At 68.0% G+C, this 15,888-nt stretch carries 18 protein-coding genes; 1 reads left to right on the top strand and 17 read right to left on the bottom strand.

Going from position 1 to position 15,888, the window contains the following annotated elements:
- Positions 1-94: 94 nt before the first annotated feature.
- From ACZ9XP_RS00995 to ACZ9XP_RS00915, 17 genes are all read right to left on the bottom strand, one after another.
- Positions 95-1,540: a nickel-dependent hydrogenase large subunit gene (locus ACZ9XP_RS00995; RefSeq protein WP_147683745.1), complete on the bottom strand. Its 1,446-nt coding sequence runs from the start codon at positions 1,538-1,540 to the stop codon at positions 95-97.
- Positions 1,537-2,529 carry an NADH-quinone oxidoreductase subunit B family protein gene (locus ACZ9XP_RS00990; protein ID WP_147683743.1) on the bottom strand — a complete coding sequence of 331 codons (993 nt, stop codon included), beginning with the start codon at positions 2,527-2,529 and terminating at the stop codon, positions 1,537-1,539. The genes ACZ9XP_RS00995 and ACZ9XP_RS00990 overlap by 4 nt, the downstream gene beginning before the upstream one ends.
- Position 2,530: 1 nt before the next feature.
- Positions 2,531-3,967, bottom strand: coding sequence for a sigma-54-dependent transcriptional regulator (locus ACZ9XP_RS00985; RefSeq protein WP_147683741.1), 1,437 nt, complete (start codon positions 3,965-3,967; stop codon positions 2,531-2,533).
- A gap of 40 nt (positions 3,968-4,007) precedes the next feature.
- Entirely contained in the window at positions 4,008-5,045 is a 1,038-nt protein-coding gene (gene hypE / locus ACZ9XP_RS00980; RefSeq protein ID WP_465187866.1) for a hydrogenase expression/formation protein HypE, read from the bottom strand.
- Positions 5,042-6,166, bottom strand: a complete 1,125-nt coding sequence (hypD, locus tag ACZ9XP_RS00975) for a hydrogenase formation protein HypD (RefSeq protein ID WP_465187865.1) — start codon at positions 6,164-6,166, stop codon at positions 5,042-5,044. Before hypD ends, hypE begins: the two co-directional genes overlap by 4 nt.
- Entirely contained in the window at positions 6,163-6,399 is a 237-nt protein-coding gene (locus ACZ9XP_RS00970) for a HypC/HybG/HupF family hydrogenase formation chaperone (RefSeq protein WP_147683734.1), read from the bottom strand. The genes hypD and ACZ9XP_RS00970 overlap by 4 nt, the downstream gene beginning before the upstream one ends.
- Positions 6,378-8,690, bottom strand: a complete 2,313-nt coding sequence (gene hypF, locus ACZ9XP_RS00965) for a carbamoyltransferase HypF (protein ID WP_147683732.1) — start codon at positions 8,688-8,690, stop codon at positions 6,378-6,380. Before hypF ends, ACZ9XP_RS00970 begins: the two co-directional genes overlap by 22 nt.
- 3 nt (positions 8,691-8,693) lie before the next feature.
- Positions 8,694-9,707 carry a hydrogenase nickel incorporation protein HypB gene (gene hypB, locus ACZ9XP_RS00960; RefSeq protein ID WP_147683730.1) on the bottom strand — a complete coding sequence of 338 codons (1,014 nt, stop codon included), beginning with the start codon at positions 9,705-9,707 and terminating at the stop codon, positions 8,694-8,696.
- A gap of 70 nt (positions 9,708-9,777) precedes the next feature.
- Entirely contained in the window at positions 9,778-10,119 is a 342-nt protein-coding gene (hypA, locus tag ACZ9XP_RS00955; protein WP_206211189.1) for a hydrogenase maturation nickel metallochaperone HypA, read from the bottom strand.
- Positions 10,112-11,110 carry a hypothetical protein gene (locus ACZ9XP_RS00950; protein WP_147683728.1) on the bottom strand — a complete coding sequence of 333 codons (999 nt, stop codon included), beginning with the start codon at positions 11,108-11,110 and terminating at the stop codon, positions 10,112-10,114. The genes hypA and ACZ9XP_RS00950 overlap by 8 nt, the downstream gene beginning before the upstream one ends.
- On the bottom strand, positions 11,107-11,589 hold the full coding sequence (gene hybE / locus ACZ9XP_RS00945) for a [NiFe]-hydrogenase assembly chaperone HybE (protein ID WP_147683726.1): 483 nt from the start codon (positions 11,587-11,589) through the stop codon (positions 11,107-11,109). Before hybE ends, ACZ9XP_RS00950 begins: the two co-directional genes overlap by 4 nt.
- Positions 11,586-11,798, bottom strand: coding sequence for a rubredoxin (locus ACZ9XP_RS00940; RefSeq protein WP_147683724.1), 213 nt, complete (start codon positions 11,796-11,798; stop codon positions 11,586-11,588). The genes hybE and ACZ9XP_RS00940 overlap by 4 nt, the downstream gene beginning before the upstream one ends.
- Positions 11,795-12,685 carry a hydrogenase expression/formation protein gene (locus tag ACZ9XP_RS00935; protein WP_147683722.1) on the bottom strand — a complete coding sequence of 297 codons (891 nt, stop codon included), beginning with the start codon at positions 12,683-12,685 and terminating at the stop codon, positions 11,795-11,797. The genes ACZ9XP_RS00940 and ACZ9XP_RS00935 overlap by 4 nt, the downstream gene beginning before the upstream one ends.
- The gene (locus ACZ9XP_RS00930) at positions 12,682-13,128 is read right to left on the bottom strand and encodes a thioredoxin domain-containing protein (RefSeq protein ID WP_147683720.1); all 447 of its coding nucleotides are present in this window, start codon (positions 13,126-13,128) and stop codon (positions 12,682-12,684) included. The genes ACZ9XP_RS00935 and ACZ9XP_RS00930 overlap by 4 nt, the downstream gene beginning before the upstream one ends.
- Before the next feature lie 19 nt (positions 13,129-13,147).
- Positions 13,148-13,474: a HypC/HybG/HupF family hydrogenase formation chaperone gene (locus ACZ9XP_RS00925; protein ID WP_147683718.1), complete on the bottom strand. Its 327-nt coding sequence runs from the start codon at positions 13,472-13,474 to the stop codon at positions 13,148-13,150.
- Positions 13,474-14,091 carry a HyaD/HybD family hydrogenase maturation endopeptidase gene (gene hybD / locus ACZ9XP_RS00920; protein ID WP_147683716.1) on the bottom strand — a complete coding sequence of 206 codons (618 nt, stop codon included), beginning with the start codon at positions 14,089-14,091 and terminating at the stop codon, positions 13,474-13,476. Before hybD ends, ACZ9XP_RS00925 begins: the two co-directional genes overlap by 1 nt.
- Positions 14,092-14,287: 196 nt before the next feature.
- Complete coding sequence (locus tag ACZ9XP_RS00915) at positions 14,288-14,950, bottom strand: type 2 periplasmic-binding domain-containing protein (RefSeq protein WP_170253575.1); 663 nt, start codon at positions 14,948-14,950, stop codon at positions 14,288-14,290.
- A gap of 280 nt (positions 14,951-15,230) precedes the next feature.
- Between ACZ9XP_RS00915 and ACZ9XP_RS00910 the strand changes: the two genes are divergently transcribed.
- Positions 15,231-15,881 (top strand): pyridoxamine 5'-phosphate oxidase family protein, encoded by a 651-nt coding sequence (locus ACZ9XP_RS00910; protein WP_170253573.1) that lies wholly within the window; start codon positions 15,231-15,233, stop codon positions 15,879-15,881.
- The last annotated feature ends 7 nt before the right edge of the window (positions 15,882-15,888 follow it).

Genomic DNA, 15,888 nt, shown 5'->3' with positions numbered 1-15,888 from the left:
AAATCGGCGTCTCAAACCGTTTTGCCCGGCTCGCGCCAACGGGATGGGGCACATGGCTAAAGTGTCTGTATTCGCTCATGGGGTACAACCTGTTCTACTGCACCGTGCACACCTGGCACGGGTCGAAGCTGCGCACAATGTGCTGCACCGCCAGCGCCTGCGCGTCGTCGGCCACGGTACCCAGCAGGGCGGCTTCCAGTGGGCCGGGCTGGCCGTGGCTGTCGCGCGGCGAGAAGTTCCAGGTGGTGGGCGCGATGATCTGGTAACGCTGGATGCGGCTGCCGTCCAGCGTCACCCAGTGGCCCAGCATGCCGCGTGCGGCTTCGGTCAGGCCTTCGCCACGGGCGTACAGCGGGTGGGCGGGCAGGGCGGTCTGGAACGGCGCGGCCAGCTCGATGGCGGCTAGCCAGCCCTGCATTTGCAGCACCAGCAGCGCCATTTCGCGCACCCGTGCCAGTACGCGGGTGTACACGGTGCTGCCTTGCGCCTGCACCAGCGTGGTGGTCAGGCGGTCGCGGCGCAGCAGGGCGCGGGCGATGGCGCCGGTTTGCGCCGGCTGCCCGCCCAGCCGTGGTGCCTTGCTCCAGCTGTAGGCGTCGGTTTTGTCCGGTACCGGCAGGGTGTCGTCGTCAAACGGGTGGGTGGGGCCGTAGTCCACCAGCCAGGCGTGGCGGCTGTGCTCGCGAATCTGCGCGGTATCCAGCACGTCGGCTTTGCCCTGCTGCCACACTCCGGCGGGCGACCAGGCGCTGCTGCCTTCGCCTTCCAGGTAGGCCGGGCCGGCAATCAGCGGCGCGTCGCAGCGGCCCAGTGCGGCCAGGTTCAGGCTGTCGGCCAGCTGCAGAAAACGCGCCAGGTCGGCTTGCGGCTGCCGCGCGGCGTAGTCGGCCAGCGCAGCGGGGCTGTCCCAGGCGGCCACCTCTTGCAAGGGCACGCCGTAGGTGTGTTGTTCCAGAAAGCGGCGGAAGGTTGCCAGCCACTGCCCCAGCCGTACGCGCTCGGCAGCGCTAACGGTGCGGCTGACGCCACCAGGCTGGATCACCATGGTGTGCGGCCAGTGCCCGGCCAGCGTGCCCATGAAGCGCATCAGCGTGGCGCGTGCGGCCAACATGGGGGCGTGGGCGCTGCCTTCTACCGCTTTGAAGCGGGCGCGGATATCGGCGTGCCAGCCGTGCCCGGCGTAGGCGTCGCGGGCAAAATCCGGCATGAAGAACAGGTAGAAGTGCGACAGGTGGTCGGCCACGTTTTCCACGGCGTGGATCAGGTTGGTCACGCGTTCGCCGTTGGCCGGCGGGGTCACGTTGTACAGCTGTGCCAGCGCCCGCGCAGCGGCCACCGACTGCGATACCGAACAGATGCCACAGATGCGCGGCACAATGGCCAGCGCGTCCATCGCCTGGCGGCCTACCAGAATGCGCTCGAAGCCGCGAAACAGCCCGCTGGTGGCCTCGGCGGCGGCTACCTTGCCATCTTGCAGATCCAGCGTCAGGGTGAGGTCGCCTTCCACACGGCCCAGCGGGCCCAGTATGCGTCGTGTCATGGGGTGTTCTTTTTGGGGAGCGAGGGCGGCATGGTGATGCGGTCCTGTGTGGCGTTAACTTTCACCCGCGTGGGCGTCGCCGACTTGGACAGCGTGGACAGCGCCACAAACCAGGCCTTGGGCATATCGGTCGGCAGGCCCACCGGGAAGCCGGCAATCTTGGGCGTCTCGAAAAACGCGTGGCCGGGGTCGGCAAAGTCGGGCGCGGTGCAGTTGATGCACGGGTAGCCACCGGTCAGGCAGGAGCCTTCGCCGTTCCAGGTGCGGATATTGCAGTCGGCGTGGGCCTGCGTGCCTTTGCAGCCGACAAACTCCATCAGGCAGCCCTGCTGGCCGGGCGCTTCGGCGCTGGCCTTGAATTCGTAAAACTCGTTTTTGTCGCAGCCGTGGTGCACCAGCTTGTCGGCGTAAAAACGCGGGCGGCCCAGCGGATCCAGGTCACTGGCGGCCAGCGCGTCGGCCGCCAGCAGCGCCAGCGTTTCCAGCACCCAGCCAGGGTGGGTGGGGCAGCCGCTGATGTTGACCACCGGCAGGCCGCTGCTGCCGGTAAAACCGTCGCCCAGCAGGCCGCCGGGCTGGCTGCCCTGCCACGCCAAGCCGGTGGCACCGGTCAGGTTGTCGCCCGCGGCGGTAATGCCGCCGTAGGCCGCGCAGGTGCCCACCGCCACCACGTAGCGCGCGCGGGCGGCCAGCGCGGCGATCTGCTGGTAGTACGGTTGGTGTGCGGCACCGCTGATGTGGAAGCGCCCGTCGGCACCCAGCATCACCGAGCCTTCCAGGCACAGGATGTCGATGCCGTCTGCGGCCAACCCTGCCAGCAGCGGGGCCACCTCGTCGCCGCTGGCCTCGGTGAGCGACGGGTGATAGGCCAGGCGGATGCCGCTATCGGCCAGCGCGGTAAAAAAGTCGGGGCTTTCCGCACACAGCGCCGACAGCGTACAGCCACCGCAGCCGCCGCTTTGCAGCCACACCAGGGTTTTGCTTGTCATGTCATTCCAGCCCGTAGCGCGTGAGCTTGCTGCGCAGGCCAACCCGCGACAGGCCCAGTTCTTCGGCGGCGCGGGTTTTGTTCCAGCGCTGGCGGGTAAGCGTTTCTTTCAGGATGCGTTGTTCCAGCGCCTCCAGCCGGGTTTTGAGGTCGCCCTCGATGCCGGCCAGAAACGCCAGCTCGGCTTCCTGTTCCTCGGCGGCAGCTTGCAGCACTTCGGGCGAGAGCAGCTCGGCGCCCAGCGCGTCGCCATCGGCTAGCACCAGCATGCGGTTCAGCTCGTTGCGTAGCTGGCGCACATTGCCGGGCCAGCGGTACAGCCGCAGCGCGTCCAGCGTGGCCGGTAGCAGGGTGAGGCCGGGGCGCTGGTAGTGCTGGCGGGCTTCGTCCAGCAGCTTTTCGGCAATCAGCGGGATATCCGCCGGCCGTTCGCGCAGCGGCGGCACGGTCACGGCAAAGGCCGACAGCCGGTAGTACAGGTCTTCGCGAAAGCGCCCCTCGCGCACCAGCTCGGCCAGCTTGCGGTTGGTGGCTGACACCACGCGCACGTCTACTTTCAGCGGGCGCGGGCTGCCCACCGGGCGGATTTCGCCCTCTTGCAGCACGCGCAGCAGCTTGGCCTGGAAGGCGGGCGAGGTTTCGCCGATTTCATCCAGAAAAATGGTGCCGCCGTCGGCTTGCTGAAACAGGCCGACGTGGTCCTGGTAGGCGCCGGTAAATGCCCCGCGCTTGTGGCCGAACAGCTCGCTTTCCAGTAGCTGTTCCGGCATGGCGGCGCAGTTTTCCACCACGAAGGGGCGCTCGCGGCGGTGGCTGGCGTAATGCAGCGCGCGCGCCAGCAGCTCCTTGCCCACGCCGGATTCGCCCTCGATCAGCACGGCAATGTCAAAGCCGGCCACGCGCTCCAGCAGCGCGCACACCTGGCCCAGCGGGCTGTCCGGTGCGCGCGTGATATTGGCCATGGCGTGGCGGGCTTTGAGCTCGCGGCGTTTGCTGTCTACCCGGCTTTGCAGCCACGGCGCCGAGGTTTTCAGCTCCACGTGCAGCAGCGCGTTGTCCTGCTGCAGGCGGAACAGCTCGGCAGCGCCCTGTACGGTGAGCAGCAGGCTTTCCGGGTGCCAGGGTTTGAGCAGGTACTGGTAGATGCCGGCTTCGTTGACGGCAGCGATGATGTCGGCGTTGTCGGTGTAGCCGGACAGAATGATGCGTACCACTTGCGGGTGGCGTTCGCGCACGCGGCGCAGTAGCGCTACGCCGGTCATGTCCGGCATGCGCTGGTCGGTGACGATGACCTGGATGAACTCGCTTTCCAGGATAGCCAGCGCCTCGTCGGCGCTGCTGGCGGTAAACAGGGTGAAGTCGTCTTCCAGCGTGCGTTGCAGCGCTTCCAGCGAGCGGATTTCATCGTCCACCAGCAAAACGGTAGCTTGGGGGCTCATGGCGTGTCTTTCTGTAGCATGGGCGTATTGTAGCGGGGCATTAGCAAATGCGCGGCAGCATCTCGCCGGCCAGCCAGTCCAGCAGGCGCTCGCCGCCAAACGGCGTGCGTACCCGCACAAAGTGGTGCGTATCGGCCACTACCTGGCCAATGTTGGCCGCATGGCGGCCCAGCGGGTGGGCGCGCAGCGCGGCCAGCGCGGCGTCGGCTTCGGCGGCCGGGCAGATCGCTACCAGCTTGCCTTCGTTGGCCACGTACAGCGGGTCCAGGCCCAGGAACTCGCAGGCGGCGCGCACCGCCGGCTGCAGCGGAATGGCGTCTTCCTGCAGCTGCATGCCCACGCCGGACTGGCGGGCGATTTCGTTCAGCGTGGTGGCCAGGCCGCCACGGGTGGGGTCGCGCATCAGGCGCAGGCCGGGGCTGGCCGCCATCAGCGCCGCCGCCAGCGTGTGTAGCGCGGTGCTGTCGGACACGATGGGGCTGGCAAAGCCCAGGTTTTCGCGCTGGCTCATCACCGCCATGCCGTGCTCGCCCAGGCTGCCGGATACCAGAATCGCATCGCCCGGCTTGGCCTGGCTGCCGCACAGCTGTACGCCGTCGGCCACCACGCCGATACCGGTGGTGTTGATGTACACGCCGTCGCCGTGGCCGCGTTCCACCACCTTGGTGTCACCGGTCACAATGCGCACGCCGGCGTCGCGCGCGGCGGCGGCCATGCTGTGCACGATGCGCTGCAGGTCGGCCAGTGGCAGGCCTTCTTCCAGGATGAAGCCGGCGCTCAGGTACAGCGGCGTGGCGCCGCCCATGGCCAGGTCATTCACCGTGCCGTGTACCGCCAGGCTGCCGATGTCGCCGCCGGGGAAGAACAGCGGCGAGATCACGTGGCTGTCGGTGGCGATGGCCAGGCGGCCGCCGGGGGGCGGCAGGATGGCCTGGTCATTGCCCTGCGCCAGGTAGTCGTTGCGAAAAGCCGGGGCGAACAGCTCGTCCACCAGCTGCGCCATGGCGCGGCCGCCGCTGCCGTGGGTCATGTCGATGCGGCCGTGGGTAAAGTCCAGCTTGCGGGTGGTGTGGCTCATGCCGGTTGCTCCTGCTGCGTGACAAAGCGGCCGTAGTGGTAGTGGGCGGCGCAGGCGCCTTCGCTGGACACCATGCAGGAGCCCAGCGGGTTGTCGGGGGTACAGACAATGCCGAACACCTTGCAGTCTTGCGGCTGTTTTTGCCCGCGCAGGATGGCGGCGCATTCGCAGGCGCGGTGGTCCGGCACGTGGCGGTAGGGCAGGGCAAAGCGCAGCTCGGCGTCGAAGTCGGCGTAGTCGGGGTGGATGGCCAGCGCCGACTGCGGCACCTGGCCCAGGCCGCGCCATTCAAACGTTGGCCGCAGCACCAGGGTCTCGGCCACCACGGCGCGCGCGGTGGCGTTGCCGTCGGTGGTAACGGCGCGGGTGAACTGCGTGGCCACACCGGCCTCGCCACCGTTGATGCGCTCCACCAGCATCAGCACCGATTGCAGTACGTCCAGCGGCTCGAAGCCGGCAATCACCACCGGCTTGGCGTAGGCGTCGGCCACCGCCTGGTACGGCGCGCTGCCGATCACGGTGCTGACGTGCGAGGGGCCGATGAAGCCGTCCAGCTGCACCGCGTCGCCGGCAGCCAGCAGGTGCTGCATGGCAGGAGGGGTCAGCACGTGGTTGCAGAACACGGTGAAGTTGGCCAGCCCTTCGGCACGGGCCGTCTTCAGCGCCAGTGCGGTGGGCGGGGTGGTGGTTTCAAAGCCGATGGCAAAGAACACCACCTGGCGCGCCGGGTTGTCGCGCGCGATCTGCAGCGCGTCGGCGGTGGAGTACACCATGCGCACGTCGCCGCCCAGCGCCCGCGCCTTGTACAGGCTCAACTTGTTGCTGGCCGGTACGCGCAGGCAGTCGCCGTAGGTACAGACGATGGCGCCATGCTGCAGCGCCAGCTCGATAGCGGAATCGATACGGCCGATCGGCAGCACGCACACCGGGCAGCCGGGGCCGTGGATCAGCTGCACCGCCGCCGGCAGCAGGCCGGTCAGCCCGTAGCGGGCGATGGCGTGGGTGTGGCCGCCGCAAAATTCCATCAGCCGGTAGCTACGGCCGGGCTGTACCGCCTCGGCTATGCGCGCGGCCAGGCCGCGGGCCACGTCGCCACGGCGGAATTCGTCTACGTATTTCATGGCTGTTCCCCCTGTGGCAGCGCGGCCAGCTCGTGCATCAGCGCCAGGGTTTTTTCGGCCTCGGCGGCGTCCAGCCGGCCAATGGCGTAACCCACGTGCAGGATCACGTAATCGCCGGGCTGCACGCCCGGCACCAGGGCGATGGATACGTCGCGCATCACGCCGTCTACCTCGACGCGGGCGTTGTCGCCCGCCAGTAGCTCTGTCACTTTCACCGGCATGGCCAGGCACATGGGTCAGTCTCCTTGTTGGCCAGCATCTGCCGTGCTACCCAGGCCTGGCCCACGGCCAGCCCCCCGTCGCCGGCCGGTAAGGCCTGCGGGTGGTAGACGGCCAGACCGGCCTGTTGTAATGGGGGTAGCAGGGCGGCCAGCAGCGTGCGGTTGGCAAAGCAGCCGCCGCCCAGTGCCACCGTGCGAACGGTGTGGTGTTGTGCCGCCGCCAGCACCCAGCTGGCCAGTGCGGCGGCCAGCGTGGCGTGCCACAGGCTGGCGATAGCAGCGGCGTCGGGCTGGGTCAGCAGTTGCTGTAGTAGCGGTGTTAACTGCAAAACGTTGGCCGCATCGATGTGCCAGCCGCCCGCCAGTGGCGCGGCGGGGCGGGCCAGTGCCTGCAGCCGTTGCGGTGCTTCGCCTTCGTAGCCTTGCTGCAGGCACACGCCGGCCAGCGCCGCTACCAGGTCGAAATAGCGCCCCATGCTGCTGCTGTACGGGGTGTTGATGCCGCGTGCCAGCTGCTGGCCCAGTAGCGGCCAGGCCGGCTGGTGGCCAAAGCGCCGCTCTGCCTCGTTGGCATGGCCGTGTTGCAGCAGCCAGGCGGCGGCCACGCGCCACGGTTGGCGCGCGGCGGCATCGCCACCGGGCAGCGCCAACGGCGCCAGGTGGCCGATGCGCTGGCTGTGCGCGCCGTTTACCAGCAGCAGCTCGCCGCCCCAGGCACCACCGTCATCGCCCACGCCGTGGCCGTCCAGCGCCAGGCCCAGCACCGGGCCGTGCAGCAGGTGTTCGGCGCACACGGCGCCAATATGGGCGTGGTGGTGGCCCACGCGCAGCAGCGGTACGTTGGCCGCAGCGGCCAGCTGTGCCGCCAGCTGGCTGGCAAAGTGCTCGCCGTTATCGCAGGCGATGGCCTGCGGCGCGTGGCCACTATGCAGCTGTAGCGCGGCGATGGCGTGCTCCAGCGCCACGCAGGCGGCCGGGTGCGCTAGGTCGCCCACGTGGGCGCCAGGCAGCGCCGCGTTGCCGTACAGCAGTGCCGGGGCGTTTTTCAGGTAGCTGCCGGTGGCCAGCACGGTAGCGCCATCGGCCGCCAGCGGCAGCACGTCTGGCACATAGCCACGGCTGCGGCGCAGCGTGGCCGTGCCCAGTGCGTCGACACGCAGCACGCTGTCGTCGCTGCGGGCGTGGATGCCGCGGTCGTGCAGCAAAAAGCCGTCGGCGATACCGGCCAGCGCGGTGAGGGCGTCCTCGTTATCGATGGCCACCGGCGCGCCGCTGGCATTACCGCTGGTCATCACCAGCAGCATGGGCTGGGCGTGATCCAGCCAGCCGGTACCCGCGGGGCGGCCGGCGGCTTCGTGCCACAGTAGCAGGTGCAGCGGCGTGGGCGGCAGCAGCACGCCCAGCTCGGCCAGGCCCGGCGCCAGTGCGTGCGGCAGCGCCAGCTCGCCGCGTGGTAGCAGCACGATGGGCCGCGCCGGGCTGGCCAGCAGCGTGGCGGCGGTGGCATCCAGCTGTACCACGCCGTGCAGGCTGGCCAGGTTGGCCGCCATCAGCGCCAAGGGCTTGGCCGGGCGGTGCTTGCGCTGGCGCAGACGGTCGATGGCACCGGCGTTGCGCGCGTCACAGGCCAGATGAAAGCCGCCGCTGCTTTTTATGGCCACAATGCCGCCACCCTGCAGCGTGGCCAGCGCCAGTGCCAACGGGTCGCCGGCTTGCGGTGCGCCCTCCGCGCCCAGGTACTGTAGCTGCGGGCCGCAGGCCGGGCAGCAGGTCGGTTCGGCGTGAAAGCGGCGGCTGGCGGGGTGGTGGTAGTCGGCATGGCAGGCCGCGCACAGCGCAAAGCCGGCCAGCGTGGTGGCGCTGCGGTCATAGGGCAGGGCGTGGGTCACGCTGTAGCGTGGCCCGCACTGGGTGCAGTTGATGAAAGCGTGGCGCCAGTGGCGGCCGCCGGGCTGGCACAGCTCGGCCAGGCAGGCGGCGCACGGTGCGCTGTCGGCCGGTAGCCGTACCTGCGCCGCGCTGCCTTCACTGGCGGCGATGACGAAATCCTGCCCGCCCTGCGGCGGCAGCGCGTGGCTGGTGAGGCTATCCACCTGCGCTTGCGGTGGCAGGCTGGCCAGCAGCTGCACGGCAAAGGCGTCCAGCTGCGCCGGCGGGCCTTCCACCTCGATCACCACCCCGCTTGCGTGGTTGGCCACGTGGCCGGCCAGGCCCAGCGCGCTGGCCACGCGCCATACGTGCGGGCGAAACCCCACACCCTGCACGCGGCCACGGGCGGTAAGGCAACGGCGTTGCAGCGTCATGCCTTAGCCCTGCGCCAGCTGTGCTTCCAGCGCGGCGACCTGGGCTTTCAGCGCAGCCAGCTGGTCCAGCTGGGTTTGGCGTTCGGCACGCTGGGCGCGCGCTTCGATCAGGCCGTAGGCCAGCCACTGCAGCCAGGCGTCCATGCCTTCGCCGCTGCGGGCGCTGAGCTGCAGCACCTCGATGGCGGGGTTCACGCGGCGGGCGTAGGCGATGCAAGCGTCCACATTGAAGTCCAGGTGCGGCAGCAGGTCGGTTTTGGTGAGCACCATCAGGCTGGCGGCGGCAAACATGTCTGGGTACTTCAGCGGTTTGTCCTCGCCTTCGGTGACGGACAGGATAGCCACCTTGTGCGCTTCGCCCAGGTCGAACGCCGCCGGGCACACCAGGTTGCCCACGTTTTCGATCAGCAGCAGGCTGTCGTCCTGCAGCGCCAGCGCGTCCAGCGCCTGGCCTACCATGTGGGCGTCCAGGTGGCAGCCCTTGCCGGTGTTGATCTGGATGGCCGGCGCACCGGCGGCGCGGATGCGCTCGGCGTCGTGCGCGGTTTGCTGGTCGCCCTCGATCACCGCCAGCGGGGTGGAGGCGGCCAACCTGTGTACGGTTTCGGTCAGCAGCGTGGTTTTGCCGGAGCCGGGGCTGGATACCAGATTCAGCGCAAAAATGCCGCGCTCGGCCAGGCGGCGGCGGTTTACCGTGGCGTACTGATTATTCTTGCCCAGAATGTCCTGCTCGATCTTCACCATGCGCGCCTGGCTCAGCCCCGGCGCGTGGGCGTGTGCCGGGCCCTGGCCGTAGTGGAGGCTGCCATCGGCCAGCTGCACCGGTGCGCTGTCGGCTGCTTCGGGCTGGGCGTGCGCGTGGCCGTGATCATGATGGTGCGGGTGATCGTGGTCATGATGGTGGTGATGGCCAGGCGCGTGGCCGCCGGCGCGGCGCGGGCGGTACGGGTATTTCACGGCCGGTTTCTGGCCTTCGATGCTGACATTGCCTTCGGCGCAGCCACAAACGGTACACATGGGTGGGGTCCTTTCTTGTTCTGTTCGGTGTTGTGCTTTTTTATGCAGGCGCTAACGGTGCTGGCAGGGCTTATTCCACCTCCAGCTCCGCCACGCGCAGTTCTTCGCCGCCGGTGACTTGTACCTGGTGGCGGCCGCAGCAGGGGCAGGCGTCAAAGCGTGCGTGGATGGCCACCTCCTGGCTGCAGGCCAGGCACCAGCCACGGCCGGGCTCGCGCAGCAGGTGTACCCGGGCACCGTCGGCCAGGCTGCCGCGTAGTACCACCTCCAGGCAGAAGGTGAGCGCTTCGGGCTCCACGCCGGCCAGCTCGCCAACTTGTAGCCAGATCTGTTTGACGCGGCTGAACTGCTGCGCCTGCGCGTGTTCTTCCAGCAGCTGCACGATGCCTTCGGCCAGCGACATTTCATGCATGAGCGTGTTCCTTATTATCGAAGCCCGCTAGTGTAAAGCTGACACAGGGGTCAATGAGCAAGAGCCGGCGGGTAATCTGTGTGCTGTCACCGTTGGCCGCGGCTTGCACCATGCAGCCGGCGGGATGGGTGTGCCATAGCGTAGGCGGCAGTACGCGGTAATGGCTGATGCGGCCATCGCCGCCCAGCGTGGCCAGGTGCAGCAGCGGGCCGCGTGCAGTATCTACCCGCGCCAGGCCACTGCCGGCCAGCGGGCTGGCGCAGGCGTGCGGTGGCACCCCCAGCAGGGCGTCGGCCAAGGCCAAGAGCCGCGCCAGCAGGCGCGCCGCGCTAAGGTGGCCGGCGTGCAGCCACGGTTGCAGCACGTGGTGGTAGCGCGCCAGCGCGCCGGTTTCTACCGCCTGGCCGTGCCAAGCGGGGTGGGCACCCGCCAGCCAGTGCGGTGCCGCCGCCAGCTGCTGGCTGTCGGGTAGCACCAGTAGCGCGGGTGCGGGTTCGGCAGGCTGTTGCAGCAAGACCTGCAGGGCGCGGGCGGCCGGGCTGTGGCCGCTGGCGGCCCACTGTTGCCAGCCGGACAGGCCGTATTGCCGCCAGGCGCGGGTGCGGGTGCCAAATACGCTGTGCTCGGCCAGCACGGCGCAGTCGGCCAGCGTGCGGGCCTGGCCCAGTGCGGTGAGGCAGCGCGGGTCCGGGGCCTGGCCGCAGGCAGGGCTCCAGTCCAGCAGCCAGCGGCGCAGCGTTTCGCGGATGGCTTCCTGGCGCACGCTGTCCAGCGCGCTGCTGTCTGCGGCGGCGGCCTGCCCGCTGGCGCAGGCGAGCGCCAGGCATGCCGCCAGGCTTTGTGCGTGGCTACACAGGGCAAACAGGCGGCCGGCCAGCGCGCAGGCGTCGTCGGCGCTGCGGCCGATGAACAGCTGCTCTGCGGCCAACCTGGGCCAATGCAGCTGTACCTGGCCATGCTGGCGCTGCAGCGTGATGCTGTCGCGGCTCATGCGCCCAGCCCGAAGAGGCGGCGCCGGCTCAGGTCCGGCCCCGGCGGCGCGGCGGGCGGCGGTGGGACTTCGAACAGCAGGCGTAGTACTTCTTGCGCGGTGTCGCGCGCGCTGTCGTGGTCGGCAAACTGCGGCAGCGGTGAAAACAGCGAGCACATCAGGTACGGGCCGATGGCGGCTTCATGGCCGGGGATAAACGGCATGGCACCTTCCGGCAGCACCACCAGCACTTCTTCCCCGGGCTGGCTGGCAGGCAGCGGGGCGTCGCCGGGCAGGATCATCAGGTTGATGAACCACGGGGTAACAAGGGTGCCGACCCACCAGCCCTGATACGGGCGAAACCCCACGGCCTGCACGCGGATGGCCGGGTTCAGGATGGGAATGCCCTGCATGCGCGTGGCGTGGATCAGGCCATACACCGCCTCCAGCTCGAAGCTGGGGTCGTGCGGCCAACCTTGCCGCACTGCCGGGGCGTTCATGGCAGCACCATGAACTGGCTGTGCGCGCCGTCGCACACCGGGCAGCGCCAGTGTTCGGGCAGTGCGCTAAACGGGGTGCCCGGCGCGATCTGCCATACGGCGTCGCCCTCGGCCGGGTCGTACACCCACCAGCAGATCTTGCATTCCAGCCGTGCGTCGTCGGCCAGGCGGTCTTCGTGGCCCAGAAAGCTGCCTTCAAAGGTGTTCATGCGGGCTGCTCCAGGCTGAGCCAGTCCAGTGCCTCTTGCAGGCGCTCGATGGCATCGGCGATGTCGTCGGCGGCGGCCAGGGCGACTTCTGGCATGCGGGTGATTTCCAGCGTGTCCAGCAAAATGGCGTTCATGCCGTTGAAGTACTGTACCCGCCACACGTTTTGCAGGCGGGTAGCCATCACGCGGCATTTGCCGTAGCCGCGCGAGAACACGCCGCTGTTGCCGCCGCCCAGGTTGGCATCGATATAAGCCATGTCCTCGGGGGTCATCGGCAGCAGGCTGAAGTTGATCACGTGGTCTTCGTCGCCGTCCTGATAGGCGGCCACGCGCTCGGCAATTTCGGCCAGCACGGCGGGGGCGTTCATCAGCGCCACGCCTGCCGGGTCGAAGGGGGTGAACTCACGGCTGCCAAAGGCGCGTGCCTCTTGCCACACGGCGGCGGGGATGGCGCAGGCTTCGATGCGGTCAGCCAGGGGTTGGCCGCCCGCGTCCAGCTCCAGCACGCGCCACACGCCGGCAAAGACCGACTCCTGTATCAGCAGCTCGTGGCCGTTGGTGCAGCGCACGCGGGCGCTGACTTCGCCTTCGCCCAGCAGCTGGCTGATCAGTGTGCGCTCGTCGCGGCCCAAACCGTTCAGCAGCAGCGAGGGGCTGGGCTCGCTGTGGCCATCCCAGGCGTGCATGCGCTGGATCAGCTCGGCTACCAGCGCCTTGGCATCTTCCAGGTGGGCGGTTTCTTCGGCGGTGGGCAGGAAGGGCATGTCGAAGCCATCCAGCTCACGCGGCAGCGGCATGTAGTTCAGGTCCGGGTCAACCGGCTGCGAGCCGGGGCCGATGCCGACGACCGGAATGGGAAAGGCCTTGGGCAGGGTAAAGGCGCTCATTGGCAGGCTCCGCTGGTGTGGCTGGTGACAGGAATGCCGATTGACGGCGGGCGGCGTACCGGCGCGGCCAGCAGCTCGGCAAAGCGGTGTACCACGTCTGGCCAGTCCATCAGCCCGACAATCACGCCGGTGTAGCCGCCATCACGCAGGAAGACCAGGGCCGGGTATTTCAGTACGCCAAAGCGGCTGGCAAGCTGGCGGCTGGCAGCCGGGTTGGCCCAGCAGATGTGCGGGGCGGTGCCGGGCAGGCTTTTGAGCACCTCGGGCACGATGATGGCGTTGTCGGCTACCTCGGGGTGCTGGTGCGGGTCGGCGTTCAGCATCAGTACCAGCTGCGGGTGGGCGGCGGCCAGTGCGTCCAGCGTGGCGGCGTCGGTTTCGGTGTAGCCCAGCGCGGTCAGGCGGCTGGCGACGGTGTCGAAGGTGGGAATGTACGATTGCATGGTGGGTGGCCTTGCGTTGTCAGCTTGATGGAGGTGTGGGGGTCAGCAGCGCCTGCAGGTGTGGCGGCAGCTGCGGCTCGCGGTGGTGCAGGTCGGCAAAGTGTTGTTCTGGCTGGTAGTTGCCGGCCAGTGCGGCTTCCAGTGCGGTGATGGCCGCCAGGATGTCGGCGGCGCGGGTGTCGTCCAGTAGCTCGCGCGCGGCGCCGGTAAACACCAGTAGCCACTGGCCGGCAGCCACCTCGCCCAGCAAGCGGGTGTCGATGTCGACCAGGCTGCCATCGCGGTCGCGGCAGCGGGCGCTAAACCAGCCGGGGCTGACTACTTGCATCGGGATGCCCATGCACATCAGCGCGGCTCCTCGCTAAACAGTACGCGGGCATCGCCCACACGGCAGGCGCTGTCGGCGGCCGGGCGTTCTGCTTCGTAGCGGCGGATATCCAGGCTGCCATGGTTCAGCCGGCTGCCATCGTCCGGGCGGGCGCTGGCTTGTACGCCCCATGCGGCCAACGTTTGCACGGCCATGTCCAGCGCGGCGGGCAGCTGGGCGCGTACGGCGGGCGACAGGCTGCCGCCGTAGTCTTCCAGCTCGACCGGCTGTACCCCGATGAGGGTGATGGCGGTGGGCAGGGCATTTTTCAGGTCGGCCAGGGCCAGCACTTCGGAAAACCCGGTCTGGTGCAGGCTCATTTTCTTGGCGGTGAGGTAGGCGGGCACGGCATCGTCGTGGTAGGCGCGCAGGGTGCCCGGCGGCAGGCCAAAATCGATGGCGTCCAGAATCAGCAGGTGGTCGGCGGCTTCGACATAGGGCAGCAGCAGCAGGCCCTGGGTGCCGCCGTCGATGACCTCTACGTGGGCGGGCAGGTCGTAGCGGGCGTACAGCGCTTCGGCGCAGCGGACGCCAAAGCCTTCATCGGCCCATAGAAGGTTGCCCAGCCCCAGTACCACGATATGCGGCGTTGACATGATGTGTGTTCCGGCCTGTTACAGAGGCCGTTACATATACAAAGCGCGTGCCAGCTTTGTGTTTATGCCAGTGCGGGGCAAGTGGCTGATTTTTATGGTTTTGTCGGGTAGTTGGCCGCGCGGGCAGCGAGGGGGTGGAAAGAATTCTTCCGTTTTGTCGGGGCGTGGTGGAAAGCAGGTTTTCGCTTGCGGTGGTCTAGCGGTAGCGTGCTGTCAGCCGCTTTAACCAGCCGCGTTGTTGCAGCTGGCGAAAGCTGGCCTGATAGCGCGCTACCTGGGCGGTGGCGGTGCCGGGGCTAAAGGCGATATACAGCGGCTGCGACAGCCCCGGTAGCGTAAATGCCGCTTGCAGCTGGCGGCTATCCAGCCCAGCCTGGGCGCTGCGGTAGCGCAGCACCACCTGGTTGGAAAACGGCAGCAGGTCGATACGGCGGGCAAACAGCTTGCGGATATTGCTCAGGTCGTCGCTGCTTTCCTGCAGGTTCTGGCCCACGACAAAGCCCCGCTGCAGCAGGTATTGCATTTTGACATCGCCAGCGGTGGCACCCAGCTGCCAGACGCGCGCTTCGTCCAGGTTGCGGGCGCTGATTTCCCGTCGTGCGGCCAGGCGCCAGACGGTGACATCGTTGGGGGCAATTTCCCCTATCCAGCCAAATTGTTTTTCGCGCTGTGGCGTGCGTGCCAAGCAGAAAATCATCAGGCCCGGCGTGGTTTCGGCCATCTGGTAGGCGCGCGCCCAGGGCAAAAAGCGGATATCCAGGATATCGCCGTTCTGCCTGGCCAGCTGGCGTGCGGTCTCCAGGGCAATGCCCCACGGCTGCGGGCTGGCACTCTGGAACGGGGGGAACTCGGTAGTCACTGCTGTGATGGTAGCCGCACAGGCAGGGGCACAAAACAGCAGAGGGAGCAGGCGAGTGAGCACGGTAGGCGGGCAAGCTGGCTGGTAAACGAGGTTTCATGACTCTAGCGTGCTATGCCTGCGTCGTTAAGTGCTTTTGTGCGGCGGGTGGAAAATTTATTGAAATTTACGTGTAGCGGGTGTTTCAGGTGACATGCACCGCGTTATTCTCATGGACTATTTATTGCTCTGCGTTGCCCGCCACCCTAAGCTGTATTACCAGCACTGTGGTGTCAACATCATGAACATACCTGTACTGCAAGCCTTGTCCTTGCTGCACCGCTGCAGCACCGCCGCCTTGGGCACCCACTCGCAGGCCATGCCTGGCTACCCCTTTGTGACCGTTTTGCCGTTTGCCCCCGGCCCGGACCACAGCCCGTGGCTGTTGATGAGTGCACTGGCCGAGCATAGCCGCAACGCGCTGGCCGACCCCCGTGTCAGCCTGCTGCTGCAAGCCCCCGCAGAGGATGTGCTGCAGCAGGCCCGCATGACGCTGGTGGGCGAGCTGCAGCAAGCAACGCCAGACGCCGCCCTGCAGGCCCGGCTGCTGCGCTACTGTCCCGAGTTTGAACAGTATCTGGCGCTGGGGGATTTCAGCTTTTACCGCCTGTCGTTGCGAGCACTGCGCTTTATTGGCGGCTTTGGCCACATGGGCTGGGTGCAGGCTGCCGCCTGGCAAGCCCTCCCGCAGCTGGATCTGGCTGCCGAGGCGGCCATGCTGCCAGAGCTGGCCACACCCGGTCCGCAGCTTAGCGTGCTGGGGGCCGACTGCCATGGGGTGGATTACCGCGTACACGGGCTACGGCAGCGGCTGGATTTTGGCGAAGCGGTGCCGGCGGGGCAGCTGCTGGTACGAACGCGTGCTGCCTTGGCCGCTGGCGAGTTGCGCTAATGGTACA

This window comes from Vogesella perlucida (genome assembly GCF_979366545.1).
The sequence above is the reverse complement of the archived record's forward strand: the minus strand, read 5'-3'. Positions and strand labels throughout refer to the sequence as shown.

Excerpts from the sequence above, each read along its gene's own strand:
- ACZ9XP_RS00995 (WP_147683745.1), bottom strand. The coding sequence starts at position 1,540 with ATGACACGACGCATACTGGGCCCGCTGGGCCGTGTGGAAGGCGACCTC.
- ACZ9XP_RS00990 (WP_147683743.1), bottom strand. The coding sequence starts at position 2,529 with ATGACAAGCAAAACCCTGGTGTGGCTGCAAAGCGGCGGCTGCGGTGGC.
- ACZ9XP_RS00985 (WP_147683741.1), bottom strand. The coding sequence starts at position 3,967 with ATGAGCCCCCAAGCTACCGTTTTGCTGGTGGACGATGAAATCCGCTCG.
- hypE (WP_465187866.1), bottom strand. The coding sequence starts at position 5,045 with ATGAGCCACACCACCCGCAAGCTGGACTTTACCCACGGCCGCATCGAC.
- hypD (WP_465187865.1), bottom strand. The coding sequence starts at position 6,166 with ATGAAATACGTAGACGAATTCCGCCGTGGCGACGTGGCCCGCGGCCTG.
- ACZ9XP_RS00970 (WP_147683734.1), bottom strand. The coding sequence starts at position 6,399 with ATGTGCCTGGCCATGCCGGTGAAAGTGACAGAGCTACTGGCGGGCGAC.
- hypF (WP_147683732.1), bottom strand. The coding sequence starts at position 8,690 with ATGACGCTGCAACGCCGTTGCCTTACCGCCCGTGGCCGCGTGCAGGGT.
- hypB (WP_147683730.1), bottom strand. The coding sequence starts at position 9,707 with ATGTGTACCGTTTGTGGCTGCGCCGAAGGCAATGTCAGCATCGAAGGC.
- hypA (WP_206211189.1), bottom strand. The coding sequence starts at position 10,119 with ATGCATGAAATGTCGCTGGCCGAAGGCATCGTGCAGCTGCTGGAAGAA.
- ACZ9XP_RS00950 (WP_147683728.1), bottom strand. The coding sequence starts at position 11,110 with ATGAGCCGCGACAGCATCACGCTGCAGCGCCAGCATGGCCAGGTACAG.
- hybE (WP_147683726.1), bottom strand. The coding sequence starts at position 11,589 with ATGAACGCCCCGGCAGTGCGGCAAGGTTGGCCGCACGACCCCAGCTTC.
- ACZ9XP_RS00940 (WP_147683724.1), bottom strand. The coding sequence starts at position 11,798 with ATGAACACCTTTGAAGGCAGCTTTCTGGGCCACGAAGACCGCCTGGCC.
- ACZ9XP_RS00935 (WP_147683722.1), bottom strand. The coding sequence starts at position 12,685 with ATGAGCGCCTTTACCCTGCCCAAGGCCTTTCCCATTCCGGTCGTCGGC.
- ACZ9XP_RS00930 (WP_147683720.1), bottom strand. The coding sequence starts at position 13,128 with ATGCAATCGTACATTCCCACCTTCGACACCGTCGCCAGCCGCCTGACC.
- ACZ9XP_RS00925 (WP_147683718.1), bottom strand. The coding sequence starts at position 13,474 with ATGTGCATGGGCATCCCGATGCAAGTAGTCAGCCCCGGCTGGTTTAGC.
- hybD (WP_147683716.1), bottom strand. The coding sequence starts at position 14,091 with ATGTCAACGCCGCATATCGTGGTACTGGGGCTGGGCAACCTTCTATGG.
- ACZ9XP_RS00910 (WP_170253573.1), top strand. The coding sequence starts at position 15,231 with ATGAACATACCTGTACTGCAAGCCTTGTCCTTGCTGCACCGCTGCAGC.